The sequence below is a fragment of the Allokutzneria multivorans genome (assembly GCF_039537405.1).
Taxonomy (GTDB): domain Bacteria; phylum Actinomycetota; class Actinomycetes; order Mycobacteriales; family Pseudonocardiaceae; genus Allokutzneria; species Allokutzneria multivorans.
Genome location: NZ_BAABAL010000009.1, coordinates 139,979 through 157,915 on the forward strand (window position 1 = coordinate 139,979; position 17,937 = coordinate 157,915).

Here is a 17,937-nt window from a genome sequence, read left to right on the forward strand (position 1 = left end):
TCGTCGGTGTCTGGCGGGTGGACGAGCGACTGTGCGGGATCAGCGACAGAGGGAGGACGCCACGCGGACGAGGTCGATGTGCCCCCGCGTGACCAGACGAACTCCTCGCTCCATGGGGCCGACGCTAGGACGTGACGTTTTGCAGTGTCAAGGAGTCCCAGCTTCTGGACAACGCTTGCATGCGCTTTCCTGAACGTGAACTGTCCTTAGTGGACGGTCAGCGGGAGAATCGCCGCCGCAGCAGCAGAACCGCGGCCACGGCGAGGGCCAGTCCGCAGAGCGCCCCCACCACGATCCCCGCCGGGAAGCCATCTTCGGAACCACCGGGTTCGGGGGCCGCGGTGCCCGGGTCGGCGATCGGGGGCGCGGTCGTCGCGCTGCCGACGGCTTCCAGGGTCATCGACTGCCGCAGCTTCGGCCGCCAGGTCACCGTGGTGCCGGACACCTCGCCGTTGGCGCGCCGCACCGGGCCGGGGAAGGTGATCGAGAAGGTGATCTCCACCGACTCGAAGGCCTCCGCCGGAAGGGGGATCTGCCCGCGCTTGTCCTGCTGTTCCTTGGCGGAGAACGCGTAGCCCTCCGGCGTCCTGGCCAGCGAGATGTCGACGCCCTGCCCGCCGTCCTCGTAGCGCAGCAGCGAGAGGAAGTCCTGGGGGGACACACCGTTGAAGATCGTCTCGTAGCCCCGGTGGCCCTCCGCCGTGTAGGGGCGCACGCTCGCGGTCCCCTTGCTCACCGTGGTGGCGTTGCGCTCCAGGAAGCGCTTCAGGTCGGCGACACCGTCGCGCCCCGGCCCCTGCGCCATGCCGAGGCCCTGCGGCGAGTAGGCGACGATCACCGATCCGCTCACGGTCTCGTCGACCCCGATCACCGCGTTCGCGCGGTAGCGCACGCACCCCGAGAGGGCCAGCGCGGCGAACAGGAGAAGTCCCAGCAGGGCGGTGGCGCGTCTCATGATCGACACCGCAGCACACGGGCCCCGCGAGGGGAACCGGGTTCGGCGTTGCTCGACCGAACGGGTGAGGGCCGTTCGGAGCGGCGAACGCTCGTCAGGTCCTCGGCCTGGTCCAGCTCGTGCAGAAGGTCCCGTTCGCCGTCGGAGCGCGGTGCCAGTCCGGGACCTGCCCGCAGGCGCGGAACCAGCGCTCACGCCCTCCGGCGTCCTTGACGAGCAGCGCCGGGGTGTCCACCCCCACGCTGATCGACTGGGCGCCGCACTGCCGCCACCTGGAGTGGTCCTTCGGCGATTCCTGGTAGCTCCAGTCGAGCCAGAGCCGGTCCTGGGGATCGCCCGTCTTCTCCAGGTGCGCCCAGGCGATCCAGCCGTGGGCGGGGTGCAGCTGGACCTTCAGCTGGATCAGGCGGTCGCGCACCACCTTCTTCGGCGGTCCCGTCTCGGCGATCAGCGCCAGGCTCCCGTGCTGGCTCGTCGGTGCCACCGCCTCGCCGCAGGCGTCGTACGCCAGCGAGGGATCGGAGCCGTCCTCCCACGTCGCGGCGAGCACCCCGACGGCGATGCCCAGCACGAAGCTGACCACGCACGCGAGCAGCACTCGCCACCTCCGCGCGAACCAGCCGCGCCCGCGCACAGGCTCGGGCGCGGGGGGCTCCGGCCTCGCGGCGGCCTTGCGGTTGACGACCTCGCCCGACTCGACCGAGACGTGCGACCACCAGCCGCGCCAGCGCTCCAGCTCGGCGGCGACCGTCTCCTCCGTCTCGCCCCGGCACAGCAGGCAGCCGACCACCACCGCCTTCACCACGTCCCAGCCGTTGCGGCGGTCGCGGTACTTCTCGTTGCGCAGGTCCGACAGGGTCGCCCTGGCCAGCGCCACGCCGTGGGTGCGCGCGGCGGTGTCCATCGCCTTGTAGCTAGGGCGGTCGGACTCCTCGTAGAGCCGCAGCAGCCGTTCGCGCAGTTCGGCGTGGCTGGCGGGCCTACCAGGAGCTTCCGGGGCGCTCACGTGCACTTTCTCCTCGTTGACACGGCGGGGCTGACCTGCGTTCGGGCCGCTGAACGGCTCGGGGTGTTCGGGTGAACGGCCATCGGATGATCACCGGTCGGGCCCGGAGTGTGGTCCGATCCCGCGAACGCAGGAAGGGCACGACCGAGGAGTCGACCATGGCATCCGCCCGACGCCGCACGATGATCATCATCTTCGCGCTGGTGCTGGCCACCGCGCTCGGCGGGCTCGCAGGCTACCTGCTGACCCCCGAGCGACCCGCGACGGCCGAGGAGTTCGACGCGGGCGGACCGCCCCCGCCCGAAGCGGCCGAGACGGTGCGGCGGCTGCTGTCCGGCGACCGGGCCGAACGCGACTCCGCGCTGAGCCCGGAGGTTCGGGAGCTCGTCGGCGCCGCCGCCACGCTCCCGCCGGGGACCAAGCTCGTGCTCGACGCGGACGGGTGGAGCGGTGATGCCTCGCCGTACGCGAGCGCGACGGCGACCGTGACGCTGCCGGGGCAGGCTCCCCGGAGGGTGGTCTTCGGGTTCGAACGCGCGGACGGGCTGTGGCGGTTGTTGTTCGAGGAGGAGCTGTGATGCGCTCGCTGCTCGCCCTTCTCCTCCTCGCCGGGCTGCTGGTGCCCGCGTCGGCGGCTGCGCAGGAGCGTCCCTGCGGCAGCCAGGTCACGCCGGTGGCGGGGACCCAGCCCGTGCTCGCGGGCAGTCGGCCGGTGCTGCTCGTGCACGGCATCCTCAGCGGCCGGAACCACTGGGGTGGAAGCGATCTCGCGGATCTGCACCGGAGGCTGCGCGGGCTGCCGTCGGTGACGCTGTGGACCTTCGACTACTCCGAGGTCTCCGACCAGTGGGTCACGAACGACCGGATCGGCCCGGCGCTGGCGCGCGCCGTCCAGTGCCTCGCCGTCGCTTCAGGCAAGCAGGTCATCGTCGGAGCGCACTCGATGGGCGGACTCGTCACGCAGTACGCGCTCGGCACCGTCAGGGACAGTGTCGCGGGGGTGTTCACGGTCGGGACGCCGTTCCGGGGCTCGCTGCTGCTGTCGGTCGGGCAGGGTCTGCACGGCGGGGCCGCGAACCTCCGCCCGGGGGACCACCTGGCGTTGCGCGCGGGGCTCGCGCTCTGCAAGAAGTTCCAGAAGAAGCCGAACTCGTTGTGCGGCACGATCGACGCGGTCATCAGCCAGCCGGTCGGCAGGGCGCTGACGATCGACTCCGCGCAGATCAAGGCACTGCCGCCCTGGCCACGCGACCTGCCGTTGCTGACGGTCGCCGGGAACACGAAGTACCGCTGGACGCTCAAGCTCGTCCTGCTCCCCGACCCCAAGATCGCCGACTTCGACATGGGCGACCCGTTCGTCTCGGTCTCGTCAGCGACCGCCGAGCAGCGGAGCGACGGGCGGAAGGTGAAGGAGTGCGAGCCGGGCGGACTGCTGAAGGTGTTCACCTCGACCTGCTCCCACTCGAACCTGAAGGGGCGGATCGGCGTGCAGAACGACATCGTCGAGTTCGTGGAGAAGGCCGCGCGGTCGAGCCCGCCGCGCATCCCGGCGACGTTCCGGCTCCCGAACGAGGACACCGGAACCCTGACCCGAGCGATGCGGCCGTGGGACGCGGCGAACGCGTGCGAGCCGACGGACGACCGGCCCAGCGACTCGGCGCGGCTGGACATGCGCGGCGTCGTCCTTCCGAAGGGCGGCGATCCCCTGGCCTCCCAGGAACACTGGCAGCTCGCGACGTACCGGGACGACGCGACGGCCGCCAAGGCGCTGGCGGAGATCCGGGCGGGGGAGTCGTGCACGGGCCAGGAAGGCCCGGCGGTGGACATCCCCGTCGGCTCGGGCGGCTTCAGCAGGAGCAAGTTCTCCGGTGCCGTCGCCGTCGGCGAGCCGGGAGACGGCCTGTTCCGCGCGGCCACCCGGATCGGCAACGCGGTGCTGCTCTACGCGCGCAGACCGCAGAACGAACCGCGACCGGACCTGCGCACGGCCGATCCGAAGGCCGTCGCCGCGCTCACTTCAGTGGTGAAGAGCATGTGCGAGCACGGCTGGTCCTGCTGAAACAGACGGAGCCCCCGCCCGAGGGGGGCGGGGGCTCCGGCACTGCCACTGCGGCTCAGCGGTTGGCGACCGAGCTCTCGGCGGCGGCCAGCCACTCGCGCCACTGCGCGGCCTGGGACTCCGCCTGCTCGGCGCGGCGCTTGTCCCCGGCGGCGCGGGCCTTGGCGGCCTGGGCCTCGAACTGCTCGACCCGCTCGCGGAACTGCGAGACCCTGGCCTCGGCCTCCGGGTCGGTGCGCCGCCACTGCGCGTCGGCCGCCGAGCGCACGCGCTCCTCGATCGAGCGCAGCTTGCCCTCCAGCTCGCGCACCCGCTCGCGCGGGACCTTGCCGATCTGGTCCCACCGCTCCTGGATCTTGTAGAGCTGGTTGCGCGCGGCTTCCAGGCCGTTGGCCGCGGGGTCGATCGACTCGGCCTCGGCCAGCAGCTCCTCCTTCAGCTTGGCGTTGGCGGAGAACTCCGCGTCCCGCTCGCTGAAGGCCTCGGAGCGGTGCGCGAAGAACTGGTCCTGCGCCGCGCGGAACCGCTTCCACAGCGCGTCGTCGGCGTCCTTGGGCGCGCGCCCGGCCGCCTTCCAGTCCGTCATCAGCTCCTTGTAGCGGTTGGCGGTGTCGCCCCACTCGCTGGAGGTGGCGATCGACTCGGCCTCCTCGACGATCTCCTGCTTGCGCTGCTTGGCGGTCGAGCGCTGCCGGTCGAGGTCGGCGAAGTGCGAGCCGCGCCTGCGGTTGAACGCGTCCCTGGCCTTGGCGAAGCGCCGCCACAGCTGCTCGTCGGTCTTGCGGTCGACACCGCGCACCGACTTCCACTCCTCCAGCATGGTGCGCAGCCGGTCACCGGCCGTCTTCCACTGGGTGGAGTCGTTCGCCAGCCCCTCGGCCTCCTCGACCAGCGCCTGCTTGCGCGCGATCGCGTCGACCCTGGCCTGCTCCTTGGCGGCCTTGCCCGCCTCCAGAGCCACCTCGGCGCGGCCGATCACGTGCTCGACCCGCTTGGCCAGCCCGGCGAGATCGCCGACGACGGCGGCTTCGACCAGCGCCTCCTTGAGGTGCTTGGCACTGGCCAGCGCCTGCTTGGGGTCACCGGCGCCGGAGTGCAGTCGCGCCTCCAGCAGGCCCAGCTCGGTGAGCATGTCGTCGAACTTGCGCGCGAAGTGCGCGAGGCCCTCGGCGGGTTCGCCCGCCTGCCACGACCCGACCGACCGCTCACCGTCGGCGGTGCGCACGTAGACCGTGCCGTCGTCGTCGACCCGGCCCCAGCGCTCCGGGTGCTCCGACGCGGTCGGCACCACCGGGGCGGCGGGCGCGGCGACGGCCGCCGGGGGCGGGATGACCGGGGTCGTGTTGTCCTGGGCCGCGTTGTCCTGGGCCGTGGTGTCCGGAGTGGCCCGACCCTGCTGCCCGTCGGCCTGGGTCGTCTCCTGGTCCGTCATCGCCGGCTCCTCCTAGCTTCACCGCCCGCACCGCGTGCGGGCGCCCCGCTTGGCGGCGGGGCCTGGCAACCGGGCATCCGGACCGGTGTGGCCCGCGATCCCTGAAGGGGGATTGAAACAGGTCAGGGCGCCCGCCGGAACTTCGAGGCCGGGTTGTGACCTACCCATGACCTTGCACCGCCCACCCGGGTGTGTTCGGCCGAACGTGTGAGGGGGCACTAGCCTGCCCGAACGTGATCGTTCGCGCCGCCGTGCTGCCGCACCCACCGTTGCTCGTGCCGCAACTGGTCGCGGGTGCAACCGAGGAGACCGAACCGCTGCGCCGGGCGTGCCTGGACGCCGCCCGCTGGCTCGCCGAGGCGACGTCGAGGTGGTCGGCCGTCGCCGTGGACGAGGTCGGCTCGCGGGTGATCGAGCCCGCGACGCGGGGCAGCTTCGCGGGTTTCGGCGTCGACGTGCCGGTGAGCCTCGCCGAGCTGGACGAGGGCGAGGGCAGGGCCGATCCGCTGCTGCCGCTGCCCGCGCTGATCGCGGGCTGGCTGCGCGAGCACTCCGGGGCTGAGGAGGTCCGGGTGCGGCTGGTGACCCCCGACCTGGACCCCGACCAGTGCTGGCTGGTCGGCCACGAGCTGGTGGACGCGCTGTCCGGGCCGGAGCCGGTCGCGCTGCTGGTCCTCGGCGACTCCTCGCCCCGGCACGGCGACCGCGCCCCCGGGCGGCCCGACCCGCGCGCGGGCGAGTTCGACGACAAGGTCCGCGACGCGCTCGCGGCCGCCGACGCCGACGCGCTGATGGACATCGACACCGAGCTGGCCGCCGAACTGGGCGCGCGAGGTCGTTCCGCGTGGCAAGTGCTGGCCAGCGTCGCGCAGAGCTCCGGGGTGAGCTGGCGCGGCGCGGTCGACTACTCCGGCGCCCCCTACGGCGTCGGCTACCACGTGGCGCGTTGGGAACCGGCCGCGTGAGCAGGCTGATCGCGGTCATCGGGCCGACGGGTACCGGCAAGTCTGACCTCGGCGTGGCGCTCGCGCAGCGGCTTGGCGGCGCTGTCGTCAACGCCGACGCCATGCAGCTGTATAAGGGCATGGACATCGGTACCGCCAAGCTCACCGAGGCGGAGCGCGGCGGGATTCCGCACTATCAGCTCGACGTCCTCGACGTCACTGAGAACGCGTCCGTCGCGGCTTATCAGCAGGATGCGCGCGCTGACATTGAGACAGTGCTCGCGGAGGGCGGAGTTCCGGTTCTGGTCGGAGGTTCCGGGCTGTACGTGCAGTCGGTGGTGGACGACTTGGAGTTCCCCGGCACCGATCCGGAGGTCCGGGCGCGCTTGGAGGCTGAAGCGGCCGAATCGGGGCTGGGCGTGCTTTATGAGCGGCTTTCCCGGCTCGACCCGGCTGCGGCTGAGGCGGTGCTGCCGACCAACGACCGTCGCATCGTGCGCGCGCTGGAGGTCATTGAGGTGACCGGCCGCCCGTTCTCGGCGACGCTGCCGCGCCCCGGTCCTCCGCGCTACGGCGCGTTGCTGATCGGTCTGGACCGCGACACCACTGAGCTGGACAAGCGCATCGAGGACCGCGTTGTGCGCATGTTCGACGGCGGTCTCGTGGAGGAGGTTCGCCGACTGGAAGCAGTTGGGCTGCGCAAGGGCAGCACGGCGGCACGAGCCCTTGGCTACCAGCAGATCCTTGAGGCCGTGCCTGATCCCATCGCGGTGACCGCGCAGGCGACCAGGCGTTTCGTCCGCCGTCAGCGCTCGTGGTTCCGACGTGACAAACGCATCACCTGGCTCGATGCTGCCAGGCCCGACCTGCTTGATGTGGTGCTCAGTAACTACGCTGAACAGCGTGGGTATTGAGTTCGCCAAGGGCCACGGGACGCAGAACGACTTCGTGGTGCTCCCTGACGCCGAGGGCAAGCTGGAGCTGACCGACGACCGCGTGCGCGCGCTGTGCGACCGCAACCGCGGCCTCGGCGCTGACGGCGTGCTCCGCGTCGTGCGCAGCGAACACGTCGTGGACGCGCCTGAGGGCACCGAGGCGGAGTGGTTCATGGACTACCGCAACGCCGACGGCTCCATCGCGGAAATGTGTGGCAACGGCGTCCGTGTGTTCGCGAACTACTTGGTGCACAAGAAGCTCGCGAAGCCCGGCGGCTTCCTTGTAGGCACGCGCGCCGGTGACAAGCCCGTCGTGGTGAACGAAGACGGCACGGTGACCATAGACATGGGTCCCGCACGCATCGTTGGTGAGTCCACGGCCACTGTTGCTGGTCGTGCGTTCCACGGCATCGCGGTCGACGTGGGCAACCCGCACCTCGTCTGCGTGACCGATGTCGAGATCGCCGACCTCGACCTCACGGTGCCGCCTGGCCACGATCCGGTGGTTTTCCCGCACGGTGTGAACGTGGAGTTCATTTCGCAGCTGTCCGACTCCGAGCTGCGCATGCGCGTCCACGAGCGCGGTGTTGGCGAGACGCGTTCCTGTGGGACCGGCACCGTGGCCGCCGCCGCCGCGTTCCTGCACCGCGCCGGTCGTGCCTCCGGTCAGCTCCTGGTGAACATCCCCGGCGGTCAGGTCTGCGTGTCCATCGGTGAGGACACCAGCACGCTCACCGGCCCCGCTGTCCTGGTCGCCGAGGGCACGCTGTCCGACTCGTGGTGGCTAGCGGGCTGACACCGGCAGGTTGCGCGGGAGATCCCCTGCCGAGGCACAGGGCTGTCCTGGTCGCTGGACGTGGCACGCTCTCGCGCCATCCCGAGGCGCAGGCCGTGAGCCTGTTCTTCGCCCGCTACCGGTCCGGGTGAACACCGAGGGGGGAAATCGGGTGCGGGGCGTGGGACACTGGAAGACGTATGAGTGAGCACATGAGCCTGCCCGAGCACGACCGGGACATCGGCGAGCCCAACCGGTTCGACCGCGCGAACGTGTCGACCGGCGAGATGGAGCTGGCCGACCGCGCCGCACTGCGCCGCGTGGCCGGGCTGTCCACCGAGCTCGAGGACATCACCGAGGTCGAGTACCGCCAGCTGCGGCTGGAGCGCGTCGTCCTCGTCGGCGTGTGGACCGGCAGCGACGCGCAGGAGGCGGAAGCCTCCATGACCGAGTTGGCCCGGCTGGCCGAGACCGCGGGCTCCGAGGTCCTCGACGGCCTCGTGCAGCGCCGCGACCGGCCCGACACCGCCACCTACATCGGCTCCGGCAAGGTCGCCGAGCTGCGCGAGATCGTCATCGCCACCGGCTGCGACACCGTGGTCTGCGACGGCGAGCTCTCGCCCGGCCAGCTGCGCCAGCTGGAGGAGAAGCTCAAGGTCAAGGTCATCGACCGGACCGCGCTGATCCTGGACATCTTCGCCCAGCACGCCCGCTCCAAGGAGGGCAAGGCGCAGGTCGAGCTCGCCCAGCTGTCCTACATGATGCCCAGGCTGCGCGGCTGGGGTCAGGCGATGAGCCGCACCGGTGGCGGCATCGGCACCCGCGGTCCCGGTGAGACCAAGCTGGAGACCGACAAGCGGCGCATCAACAAGCGGATGGCCAAGCTGCGCAAGGAACTGCGCGCCATGGGCACCGTCCGCGAGACCATGCGCGGGATGCGCAAGTCCAACGACGTGCCCAGCGTCGCCATCGCCGGGTACACCAACGCGGGCAAGTCCAGCCTGCTCAACGCGATCACCGGCGCGGGCGCGCTGGTCGAGGACGCGCTGTTCGCCACCCTCGACCCGACCACCCGGCGCAGTGAGACCCCGGACGGGCGCGTGCACACCCTGACCGACACCGTCGGCTTCGTCCGGCACCTGCCGCACCAGCTCGTCGAGGCCTTCCGCTCGACGCTGGAGGAGGTCGCCGACTCCGACCTGCTCGTGCACGTGGTCGACGCCTCCGACCCGCTCCCGGAGCGCCAGGTCTCCGCCGTGCGCGAGGTGTTCAACGACATCATCGCCGAGCGCGACACCCCGATGCCGCCGGAGCTGCTGGTGGTGAACAAGATCGACGCCGCCGACGAGGTCACGCTGACCCGGCTGCGCCACCTGTTCACCGGCGCGGTCTTCGTCTCCGCGCACAGCGGCGAGGGCATCGAGCACCTGCGCCAGGTGATCGCCGAGCGGCTGCCCAGGACCGACGTCGAGCTGGAGGTCTTCGTGCCGTACGCCCGGGGCGAGGTCGTCGCCAGGGTGCACGCCGAGGGCGTCGTGCTCGACGAGAAGCACACCGACGACGGCACCGAGCTGCGCGCCCGCGTGCTGCCGCCGCTGGCCGGAGCCCTCGACGAGTTCGTCGTGCGCCACTGAACCCACTGGTGTTTCATGCGTCTTCTCCGACGTGGGGGGTAAACGAGTGGGTCGGCTGCGCGCCTTGATCGGTGTTGTCGCCGTGATGCTGACGTTCTCCGCGACACCTGCCTCCGCCGACCCGGTGGAGCGGTGCCGCATCTCCGACAAGCGCATCGGAGAGCTGTCCGGCCTCGCCGCCGACGGCAAGAACTGGTACGCGATGAACGACGGCGGCACCAAGCTGACCGTCTACGTGCTGAACAAGAGCTGTGCCGTGCAGCGCACCATCACCAACGCGACCGACCCCTTCGACGTCGAGGACCTCGCGCGGGCCTCCGACGGCACGCTGTGGCTCGCCGACACCGGTGACAACCGCAAGCAACGGGAGACAGTCGCGCTGCACGCGCTCAACCCCAACGGCAAGTCCACCCTGTACCGGTTGACCTACCCCGATGGCCCGCACGACGTCGAAGCGCTGCTGCTCGACCGCGACAACGTGCCGTACCTGGTGTCCAAGGAACCGTTCGGCGAGGCCAAGGTCTACCGGCCCTCGGGCAAGCTCTCCGCCCCCGGCCCCACTCCGCTGGAGAAGGTCGGCGCGGTCTCCCTGCGCTCCACCAGCACTCCCGGTGGTCCGGTCGGCGCTGGGATCGGCTCCGTGCTCGTGACCGGCGGTGCCGTGAACGCCGACGGAACCGTTGTGGCGCTTCGCACCTACACCGAGGCCTACCTGTTCTCCGCGCCCGACGGCGACATCGCCGCCGCGCTCGCCCGCAAGCCCGTGCGCGTCCCACTGCCCAACGAGGAGCAGGGCGAGGCCATCGCCTTCGACACCGACGGCTCGCTGCTGTCGGGCTCCGAGGGCAAGAACTCCCCGATCCGCGCGATCGAAGGCGCCGTCGAACTCGCCCGCAGCCAGGGCGGCACCGAGCGCACCGCCCCCTCGCCCAGCCCCGACGGCTCCGGCCAGGCTCAGCCGCCCACCGAGACCGGAAGCTCCTCCGTCAGCGCACTCGCCGTTGCCGGTCTCCTGGCCCTCGGCGTGGTCTTCTTCTTCAGCCGCCGCAAGGCAAAGTCCTAGGACCTGCCCGCCAGGCCACCGGGCGGGCACAGGACATCGTCGTTGATGTCCTGCGCCCGTGTGCCTAGGCCCTGTCCTGTAAGTCACCGAGTTTGCCGGTCTTCAAGACCACCCAACCCCCACCCCAGCCGTCTTCAACGACGGCAAACCCCGCAACACCGCAGGGTTTGCGGCGGTTAGCGATGATCAACAGCGGGGTTTGCGGGTCTTGAAGACACCCCAACCCCCGGCGACACCGTGACCGGAATACACAGCGCAACCACTTGCAGGACAAGCCCTAGTCGAGGAAGTCGGGCCTGCCGAACGCGGGCTTCAGGTCGTCGAACCACAGCGCCTGGTCGTCGTAGGCGGCGAAGAACGGCCGGTTCACCTTGCTGGGGTCCCGTGCCTGGAGGAACCGGCAGACGAAGACCTTCTCGCCGCCGACCTCGGCGGTGCCGTCGAGCACCACCTTGCCCGGTGATGCCGACATGACCGGCCCGCGCGCGGTCCGCTCCAGCCCGGAGACCTGGCTGATCGCGTCCCGGTAGATGTCCAGGACCTGGTGCAACGGCAACGCGAAGTAGTCGCGGGCGCCGGTGTCGCGCTCGACGAACATGTAGTACGGCACGACGCCGATGCGGACCAGTTCGCGCCACATCGTCGCCCACGCGTCGGCGTTGTCGTTGACGTGCTTGACGATCGGCGCCTGCGCGCGGATCACGGCGCCGGTGCTGCGGATGCGCCGCACGGCCTCCTGCACGGCATCGGTCTTGAGCTCCTGCGGGTGCGAGAAGTGCGCCATCACCGCGACGTGCCTGCCCTGCGCGACGAGGCGGTCGAAGAGCCGGAGCAGGGCGTCGGCGTCCGGGTCGGTGGTGAAGCGGTACGGCCAGTACGACAGGGCCTTGGTGCCGAAGCGGATGTTGCGGACGTGCTCGAGACCGGGCTCCAGCAGGGGTTCCACGTAGCGCGCCAGCAGCTCGGTCTTCATGATCATCGGATCGCCGCCGGTGAGCAGCACGTCGGAGACCTCGGAGTGCCGGCGCAGGTAGCCGAACACCCGTTCCGGCCGGTCGACCTGCTGCTTCAGCTCGGAGATGCCGACGAACTGCGCCCACCGGAAGCAGTAACCGCAGTAGGAGTGGCAGGTCTGGCCGTTGGCCGGGAAGACCAGCGCGGTCTCGCGGTACTTGTGCTGGACGCCGGAGAGCTGTCCCTCGTCATCGCCGGGGACGTTCTTCTCCATCTGGTCACCGGGGTGCGGGTTGAGCTCCTTGCGCAGCGGTTCCACGGCCGCGCGTAACTCGCTCCGGTTGGCTCCGGCGTCCAGCATCGACGCGACGTGCTGGTACATCGAGTCCGGCAGCATGTCCCGGTGCGGGAAGGTGAGCCGGAAGATCGGGTCGTCCGGCGCGGCCGACCAGTCGATCAACTCGTCCAGGACGTAGTTGTTCACCTTGAACGGCAGCACGGCGCTGACCACCGCGATGTCGCGGCGCAGCTCGGGCGCGAGCCTGCTCACCTGGGGTAGGTCGGCGAGCTTCGACCCCGGAGTGGACGTCATACGTTGCTCTGGTTGGGTGATCATCGCCCCCGAATGTACGTGCGGGCGCCGGATGCGGACTACCGCCGTTCGCAGGTCTCGCGCGAGGGCCGAACGGGCCTGGCGGGCCTGCGTCCACCGCCCTCGGTGACCAACCACCACCCGGCCGGTGAGTTGACGCGGCGGCAAACCCCCGAACAGGGTTGTACCCGCCCCGGAGCTGGGAGGGAGTCCCCGGGGCGGGTGCGTCTGGGAGGACCGGGACTACAGGCGGCGCAGCACCGCGACGACCCGGCCCAGCACCGCCGCCTCGTCGCCGAGGATCGGCTCGTAGGCGGGGTTGTGCGGCAACAGCCAGACGTGGCCGTCGCGCCGCTTGAAGGTCTTCACGGTGGCCTCGCCGTCGATCATCGCCGCGACCACGTCGCCGTTCTCGGCGGTGGGCTGCTGGCGCACGACGACCCAGTCGCCGTCGGTGATCGCCGCGTCGACCATGGAGTCGCCGACCACCTTGAGCAGGAACAGCGACCCCTCGCCGACCAGCTCCTTCGGCAGCGGGAAGACGTCCTCGACGGCCTGCTCGGCCAGGATCGGCCCACCGGCGGCGATGCGGCCGACCACCGGGACGTAGGCGGGCACCGGGCGCTCCGCTGCCTGCTCGGCCTGGGCGTCCGGCTCCGGGGAGCGCACGCCGTAGGCCCTCGGCCGGTTCGGGTCCCTGCGCAGGTGGCCCTTGCGCTCCAGCGCCCGCAGCTGGTGGGCGACGGAAGAGGTGGAGGTCAGGCCGACCGCCTCGCCGATCTCGCGGACGCTCGGCGGGTAGCCGAAGCGCTCCACCCAGTCCCGGATCACCTCGAGCACCCGGCGCTGCCGTGGGGTGAGCGCGGTGTCGTCAGCGGCGTCGCCGGTGACCCCGGCGGTGGCCAGCTGGTCGCCGCGGTCGGGGAAGACGCGGACCTCGGCCCGCGCTCCGGCGCTGCTGTCGAGTTCGGCGGTCGGGCCGGTCCGCTCGCCGGTTCCCTCGCGTGTCACCGTCCTCGCCCTCCCTGGTCGCTGGTGTGCGTCACCCCGTGAACGCTAGCCGTCACCGGGCGAGAGATCAAACAGGTGTTCGAACGCCACGCGTTCGGGTCGCCCCGGAGCTTCGGGCGGGTTTCGGCTCGATTTCCGCCGCCCCGGGTGGTAGACATTCGCACAGCAGTTCGATCGAACGTCTGTTCGATCTTACTGGGTGACCGAGGCGAGCGGTAGGACGAGGAGGCGTGTCATGACCGTGCTGGCGCGTATCGGAGCGGAAACCCGGACAGCGGAAACCCGGACCGAGACCCGGGCCGAGGGGGAGCGGTGCGCCCGCCGGGTGGTGGTCGAGCTCCACCGCCGCCCCCTCCGTGCGCATCCTGGCCGCGGGACGGTGATCGTGCCAGTCGCACGCCACGCCGGCATCGCCTCCCGGGCGGTGGCTTGCCGGGTGCGCCGCCGGAGCGTGGCCGAGCGGGTCCGCGGGGTTCTCGTGGCGCTGGCGCTCACCGCCGTCGCCGTGGTCGCACTCGGTCTGCTCGCCCAGCTCAGGGGCATCGGCGACGGGCCTGGCGTGCCCGAGGCGGTCTCCATCGTGGAGGTCGGCCCCGGCGAGTCGCTGTGGCAGTTGGCGCGCCGCGTCGCCCCGGACTCGCCCTCCGGCGCGGTGATCGAGCGCATCGTCGAGCTCAACGAACTGTCCGACCACGTGGTCCACCCGGGGCAGCCGCTGCGCGTGCCGGACGGCCGTGCGCCGCAGTAGCACGCCGCCACGCCCGGGGCTTCCCCCTGCCGGGCGACCAAGTCACCCATTTCGAGTGACTCGCACGCCCGTGTCCTGGCCAGGCGAGTTGCATCTGGCTGCCTCGGTGCCTAGGTTCTACCCCAACATCTAGTGGTTGCTTCGGCGCAGCTAGTCCACAGGTTGGGTTCACGCGATCTTCACAGCGTGTCGCTTCCGGCACGCTCTGTTCGTCGTGCCCGCACCCCGGACGCCCGCCGCGCGACCACCGAACCCGCGTCATGAGGGAAGGGGTGAGCCGGGTGCGGTGCCCGTTCTGCCGACACTCCGACTCCCGGGTCGTCGACTCGCGTGAGGTGGACGAGGGCCAGGTGATCCGGCGCAGGCGGTCCTGCACGGAGTGCAGCCGCAGGTTCACCACGGTGGAGGAGGCCATCCTCGCCGTGGTCAAGCGCTCCGGGGTCACCGAACCGTTCAGCCGGGAGAAGGTCGTCACCGGCGTGCGCAGGGCCTGCCAGGGCAGGCCGGTCGACGAGGACGCGTTCCAGCAGCTCGCCCAGCGGGTGGAGGAGGCGATCCGCTCCACCGGCGCGGCCGAGGTGCCCAGTCACGAGGTGGGGCTGGCGATCCTCGGCCCCCTCCGCGAGCTGGACGAGGTCGCCTACCTGCGCTTCGCCAGCGTTTACCGGTCCTTCACCTCGGTGGAGGACTTCGAGAAGGAGATCGCGGACCTGCGGCAGGCAGGCTCCGACAGCGACACAGCGGGTGAATCAGCGGAGGCGACCAGCGGATGAGCGCGGGGTCAGAAGAGGACAGGCCGCGACGCAAGCGCGGCACCGCGACCGCTGCCCCCGCCGCCGGTAAACGGCGTGGCGGGAAGCAGAAGGGCGGCACCGACAGCGGCGGTGCCGTCGCGACGCCGAGCACGGCGTCCAACAAGCAGCAGGTGCGACCGGACCGGACGGGGAGCTCGGACGAGGTCGCGCGTGCCCAGGTGGAGCAGCAGGAGAGAGGGAAGTCCATGACGGAGACCGTCGGCGCTGGCGGAACAACGGCGGCGTCAGGGGGCGAGGACGGTGGTCTGCGCGTCCAGCGCGTCTACACCACCGAGGGCGTGCACCCCTACGACTCGGTCACGTGGGAACGCCGCGACGTGGTGATGACCAACTGGCGTGACGGCACGGTGAACTTCGAGCAGCGCGGGGTCGAGTTCCCCGACAGCTGGTCGGTCAACGCGGTCAACATCGTGACCAGCAAGTACTTCCGCGGGGCCGTGGGCTCGGACAAGCGCGAGCACAGCCTGCGCCAGCTCATCGACCGCGTGGTGCTGACGTACGTGAAGGCGGGTGTCGAGCACGGCTACTTCGCCAGCGCCACCGACGCCGAGGTCTTCGAGCACGAGCTGACCTGGATGCTGCTCCACCAGGTCTTCAGCTTCAACTCCCCGGTCTGGTTCAACGTCGGCACGCCCTCCCCGCAGCAGGTCTCCGCCTGCTTCATCCTGGCCGTCGACGACACCATGGAGTCGATCCTCAACTGGTACAAGGAAGAGGGTCTGATCTTCAAGGGCGGCTCCGGCGCCGGGGTCAACCTCTCCCGCATCCGCTCCTCCGTCGAGCTGCTCTCCTCCGGCGGCAGCGCCTCCGGCCCGGTCTCCTTCATGCGCGGCGCCGACGCCTCCGCGGGCACCATCAAGTCCGGTGGCGCCACCCGCCGCGCCGCCAAGATGGTCATCCTCGACGTCGACCACCCCGACGTGGAGGAGTTCATCGAGACCAAGGCGCGCGAGGAGGAGAAGATCCGCATCCTCCGCGACGGCGGCTTCGACATGGACCTCGGCGGCAAGGACATCACCAGCGTCCAGTACCAGAACGCCAACAACTCCATCCGCGTCTCCGACGAGTTCATGCGCGCGGTCGAGGACGGCGGCTCCTTCGGCCTGCGCTCGCGCACCGACGGCGAGGTCGTGTCCACCACCGACGCCAAGGGCCTGTTCCGCAAGCTGGCCAAGGCCGCGTGGGAGTGCGCCGACCCCGGCATCCAGTACGACGACACGATCAACGCCTGGCACACCTGCCCCGAGTCGGGCCGGATCACCGCGTCGAACCCGTGCAGCGAGTACATGCACCTGGACAACTCCAGCTGCAACCTCGCCTCGCTGAACCTGATGAAGTTCCTGCGCGCCGACGGCACCTTCGACGCCGAGACCTTCGCCAAGGCCGTCGAGATCGTCATCACCGCGATGGACATCTCGATCTGCTTCGCCGACTTCCCGACCGAGCCGATCGCCGACACCACGCGGAAGTTCCGCCAGCTGGGCATCGGCTACGCCAACCTCGGCGCGCTGCTGATGGCCACCGGCCACGCCTACGACTCCGACGGCGGTCGCACGCTGGCCGCGGCGATCACCTCGCTGATGACCGGTGTGGCGTACCGGCGCTCCGCCGAGCTCGCCGGGGTCGTCGGCCCGTACGAGGGCTTCGCGCGCAACGCCGAGCCGCACCGCAGGGTCATGCGCCAGCACGCCGCGGCCAACGACCTCGTGCGCACCATGCACAAGAACGACTCCGCCGTGCACAAGCTGGCCACGATCGCCTGGCAGGACTGCCTGGAGATCGGTGCCCGCAACGGCTGGCGCAACGCGCAGGCCAGCGTGCTCGCCCCCACCGGCACCATCGGCCTGATGATGGACTGCGACACCACCGGCATCGAGCCCGACCTGGCGCTGGTGAAGTTCAAGAAGCTGGTCGGCGGCGGCTCCATGCAGATCGTCAACCAGACCGTGCCCGGCGCGCTGAAGTCCCTCGGCTACCCGTCCGAGCAGGTCGAGGCGATCGTCGAGTACATCTCCGAGCACGGCCACGTCGTGGACGCGCCCAGCCTGAAGCCCGAGCACTACGAGGTCTTCGACTGCGCGATGGGTGAGCGCTCGATCGCCCCGATCGGCCACGTCCGGATGATGGCCGCCGTGCAGCCGTTCATCTCCGGCGCGATCTCCAAGACCGTCAACATGCCGGAGTCGGCGACGGTGGAGGAGGTCGAGCGGATCTACTTCGAGGGCTGGAAGCTCGGCCTCAAGGCGCTGGCGATCTACCGCGACAACTGCAAGGTCGGCCAGCCGCTCTCGGCGGGCAAGGGCGCGAAGGCCTCGGGTGAGACCCAGCCCGAGACCGTCATCGAGTACCGCCCGGTGCGCAAGCGCCTGCCGAAGAAGCGCCCCAGCCAGACCGTGTCCTTCACCGTCGGCGGCGCCGAGGGCTACCTGACCGCCGGGTCCTTCCCCGACGACGGCCTCGGCGAGATCTTCGTCAAGCTCGGCAAGCAGGGCTCGACCCTGTCCGGGGTGATGGACGCGTTCTCGATGTCGATCTCGGTGGGCCTGCAGTACGGCATCCCGCTGGAGTTCTACGTCTCGAAGTTCATGAACCAGCGCTTCGAGCCCGCGGGCATGACCGACGACCCGGACGTGCGGATCGCCACCAGCGTGCTCGACTACCTGTTCCGCCGGCTCGCGCTGGACCACCTGCCGCTGGACAAGCGCGCCGAGCTCGGCATCTTCACCGCCGACGAGCGCACCGCCCAGGTCGAGCAGGGCTACGGCTCCGACGTGGACCTGACCGGCCTGCGGACCACCGTCGACGCCACCCCGCAGCCCGCGCCGCAGGTGGAGAAGGCCAAGTCCGACTCCTCAGGCAAGGTCGGCAGTTCGATGGAGATGCTGGAACTGCGCCAGGGCAAGGCCGCCGACGCGCCGCTGTGCTTCACCTGCGGCACCAAGATGCGGCCCGCCGGTTCCTGCTACGTCTGCGAGGGCTGCGGCTCCACCTCGGGCTGCAGCTGACGCCTGGAC

The 17,937-nt window shown here is 70.7% G+C and carries 16 protein-coding genes; 10 read left to right on the top strand and 6 right to left on the bottom strand.

Annotated elements, in window-relative coordinates; all coding sequences use genetic code 11:
- Window positions 1–39: 39 nt before the first annotated feature.
- From ABD798_RS37205 to ABD798_RS15575, 3 genes are all read right to left on the bottom strand, one after another.
- Window positions 40–114 carry a putative leader peptide gene (locus ABD798_RS37205; RefSeq protein WP_425549231.1) on the bottom strand — a complete coding sequence of 25 codons (75 nt, stop codon included), beginning with the start codon at window positions 112–114 and terminating at the stop codon, window positions 40–42.
- 103 nt (window positions 115–217) lie between these two features.
- Window positions 218–955 carry an LppM family (lipo)protein gene (locus tag ABD798_RS15570; RefSeq protein ID WP_344875256.1) on the bottom strand — a complete coding sequence of 246 codons (738 nt, stop codon included), beginning with the start codon at window positions 953–955 and terminating at the stop codon, window positions 218–220.
- Between the two features lie 94 nt (window positions 956–1,049).
- Window positions 1,050–1,961 carry a hypothetical protein gene (locus ABD798_RS15575; protein ID WP_344875258.1) on the bottom strand — a complete coding sequence of 304 codons (912 nt, stop codon included), beginning with the start codon at window positions 1,959–1,961 and terminating at the stop codon, window positions 1,050–1,052.
- 158 nt (window positions 1,962–2,119) lie between these two features.
- Here ABD798_RS15575 and ABD798_RS15580 point away from each other — a divergent pair, with 158 nt between their 5' ends.
- Window positions 2,120–2,539 (top strand): hypothetical protein, encoded by a 420-nt coding sequence (locus ABD798_RS15580; protein ID WP_344875260.1) that lies wholly within the window; start codon window positions 2,120–2,122, stop codon window positions 2,537–2,539.
- Window positions 2,539–4,020 (top strand): esterase/lipase family protein, encoded by a 1,482-nt coding sequence (locus tag ABD798_RS15585; RefSeq protein WP_344875262.1) that lies wholly within the window; start codon window positions 2,539–2,541, stop codon window positions 4,018–4,020. Before ABD798_RS15580 ends, ABD798_RS15585 begins: the two co-directional genes overlap by 1 nt.
- A 55-nt stretch (window positions 4,021–4,075) precedes the next feature.
- Here the strand turns inward: ABD798_RS15585 and ABD798_RS15590 are convergent, their stop codons facing one another.
- Window positions 4,076–5,452 carry a DUF349 domain-containing protein gene (locus ABD798_RS15590; protein ID WP_344875264.1) on the bottom strand — a complete coding sequence of 459 codons (1,377 nt, stop codon included), beginning with the start codon at window positions 5,450–5,452 and terminating at the stop codon, window positions 4,076–4,078.
- A 233-nt stretch (window positions 5,453–5,685) separates the two neighbouring features.
- Between ABD798_RS15590 and ABD798_RS15595 the strand changes: the two genes are divergently transcribed.
- From ABD798_RS15595 to ABD798_RS15615, 5 genes are all read left to right on the top strand, one after another.
- The gene (locus tag ABD798_RS15595; protein WP_344875265.1) at window positions 5,686–6,417 is read left to right on the top strand and encodes a class III extradiol ring-cleavage dioxygenase family protein; all 732 of its coding nucleotides are present in this window, start codon (window positions 5,686–5,688) and stop codon (window positions 6,415–6,417) included.
- A complete protein-coding gene (gene miaA, locus ABD798_RS15600) occupies window positions 6,414–7,310 on the top strand; it encodes a tRNA (adenosine(37)-N6)-dimethylallyltransferase MiaA (RefSeq protein ID WP_344875267.1) in 897 nt (298 codons plus the stop codon). The genes ABD798_RS15595 and miaA overlap by 4 nt, the downstream gene beginning before the upstream one ends.
- A complete protein-coding gene (gene dapF / locus ABD798_RS15605; RefSeq protein ID WP_344875269.1) occupies window positions 7,270–8,127 on the top strand; it encodes a diaminopimelate epimerase in 858 nt (285 codons plus the stop codon). The genes miaA and dapF overlap by 41 nt, the downstream gene beginning before the upstream one ends.
- A 179-nt stretch (window positions 8,128–8,306) precedes the next feature.
- Complete coding sequence (gene hflX / locus ABD798_RS15610) at window positions 8,307–9,740, top strand: GTPase HflX (RefSeq protein ID WP_344875271.1); 1,434 nt, start codon at window positions 8,307–8,309, stop codon at window positions 9,738–9,740.
- 55 nt (window positions 9,741–9,795) lie between these two features.
- Complete coding sequence (locus tag ABD798_RS15615) at window positions 9,796–10,803, top strand: LPXTG cell wall anchor domain-containing protein (protein ID WP_425549232.1); 1,008 nt, start codon at window positions 9,796–9,798, stop codon at window positions 10,801–10,803.
- A 277-nt stretch (window positions 10,804–11,080) separates the two neighbouring features.
- Here ABD798_RS15615 and ABD798_RS15620 read toward each other — a convergent pair whose 3' ends face one another.
- The gene (locus ABD798_RS15620; RefSeq protein ID WP_344875273.1) at window positions 11,081–12,373 is read right to left on the bottom strand and encodes a KamA family radical SAM protein; all 1,293 of its coding nucleotides are present in this window, start codon (window positions 12,371–12,373) and stop codon (window positions 11,081–11,083) included.
- 219 nt (window positions 12,374–12,592) lie between these two features.
- A complete protein-coding gene (gene lexA / locus ABD798_RS15625; protein WP_344875776.1) occupies window positions 12,593–13,255 on the bottom strand; it encodes a transcriptional repressor LexA in 663 nt (220 codons plus the stop codon).
- A 490-nt stretch (window positions 13,256–13,745) separates the two neighbouring features.
- Between lexA and ABD798_RS15630 the strand changes: the two genes are divergently transcribed.
- The 3 genes from ABD798_RS15630 to ABD798_RS15640 all read left to right on the top strand — a co-directional run bounded on the left by ABD798_RS15630 (window position 13,746) and on the right by ABD798_RS15640 (window position 17,928).
- The gene (locus tag ABD798_RS15630; protein ID WP_344875275.1) at window positions 13,746–14,108 is read left to right on the top strand and encodes a LysM peptidoglycan-binding domain-containing protein; all 363 of its coding nucleotides are present in this window, start codon (window positions 13,746–13,748) and stop codon (window positions 14,106–14,108) included.
- A gap of 281 nt (window positions 14,109–14,389) precedes the next feature.
- Window positions 14,390–14,881 (top strand): transcriptional regulator NrdR, encoded by a 492-nt coding sequence (nrdR, locus tag ABD798_RS15635; RefSeq protein ID WP_344875778.1) that lies wholly within the window; start codon window positions 14,390–14,392, stop codon window positions 14,879–14,881.
- Window positions 14,882–15,108: 227 nt separating this feature from the next.
- A complete protein-coding gene (locus tag ABD798_RS15640; RefSeq protein WP_344875780.1) occupies window positions 15,109–17,928 on the top strand; it encodes a vitamin B12-dependent ribonucleotide reductase in 2,820 nt (939 codons plus the stop codon).
- Window positions 17,929–17,937: the final 9 nt, after the last annotated feature.